The organism is Oleiphilus sp. HI0066, assembly GCF_001635725.1.
Window position 1 is genome coordinate 1 of record NZ_LWFH01000032.1, and the last position, 569, is coordinate 569.

General features: G+C 42.0%; 1 protein-coding gene and 1 pseudogene. Both read right to left on the reverse strand.

Annotated elements, in window-relative coordinates; genetic code table 11:
- Window positions 1-314, reverse strand: a 314-nt coding sequence (locus A3738_RS00890) for a hypothetical protein (protein WP_197473485.1), incomplete at its 3' end; no start/stop codon positions are given.
- Window positions 311-569 (reverse strand): annotated as a pseudogene (locus tag A3738_RS00895) (D-alanine--D-alanine ligase); the annotation flags it as partial. The pseudogene A3738_RS00895 and the gene A3738_RS00890, both read right to left, overlap by 4 nt.

The following is a 569-nucleotide window of genomic DNA, read 5'->3' on the forward strand; positions in this document are numbered from 1 at the left end:
AAGGCTTCTAATTCTTTTTGAATTTGCTGAATGTCAATCGAGAAAAAACTCTGCCCAATAAAAGGTTCGAGCACATTTGATACATCATGTTTACTCAACTCATTGAATGAACTAGACACCTCGAAATGCTCTATTGGCTGATCAACCACCCCAGCAATCTGATCGCTGAAATAGGCAAATATGACGACTGATACTGACAGCGCCGCCGCAACACAATAAGCCTTCCAAACACCCTGATTTGTCAATATTTGGCGTGTACTACTCGATTTTGCTTTCATATCCATTGTGGATTTACTCATGGTTGCCGCACTCACGCTAAGCCTCCAACATGCAAAGTTTGTTTTAATACTTCTGTTACCAACTCAGGCATTTCTATTCCTTTATGCCTTGCAGCCATAGGTATCAAACTATGATCAGTCATCCCTGGAATCGTATTCACTTCTAATAACCAAAACTTGCCATTTCGATCTTGCATCACGTCCACTCGACCCCAACCTTCACATCCCAAGGCATCGAATGCTTGTTGCGATAATGACGCAATGTGTTGCTCATCTTCTGGACTCAAACGA